A 359-nucleotide genomic window follows, 5' to 3' on the forward strand; every position below is an offset into this window, starting at 1 on the left:
GGCGTACCTGCCACACGACCTGCCCCCGAAGTCCGCGACGTACTACTACTTCGCTCTGTGGCGTGATGACGGCACTGACCAGGTGATTCATGATCTGCTGCGCTGTCAGGCGCGGGAGCGGGCCGGCCGCCGGGAGGATCCGACCGCGGTGGTGTTGGACACCCAGTCGATCAGGGCGGCCAACCACGTTCCGGCGGCGACGACCGGCAAGGACGCCGCGAAGAAGGTCCCGGGCCGTAAGCGGGGCCTCGCGGTGGACGCCCTGGGGTTGATCATCGCGGTGGTGGTCACCGCCGCGTCGGTCACCGACAACGCGATCGGCGTGCGCCTGCTGGACAACGTCCTCGCGCACACGCCAA

General features: G+C 69.1%; 1 protein-coding gene. It reads left to right on the forward strand.

Annotated elements, in window-relative coordinates:
- On the forward strand, positions 1–359 hold a 359-nt coding region (locus tag KBX06_RS27545; protein WP_247686790.1), incomplete at both ends, for a transposase.

The sequence above is a fragment of the Micromonospora sp. C31 genome (assembly GCF_018070575.1).
GTDB lineage: Bacteria > Actinomycetota > Actinomycetes > Mycobacteriales > Micromonosporaceae > Micromonospora.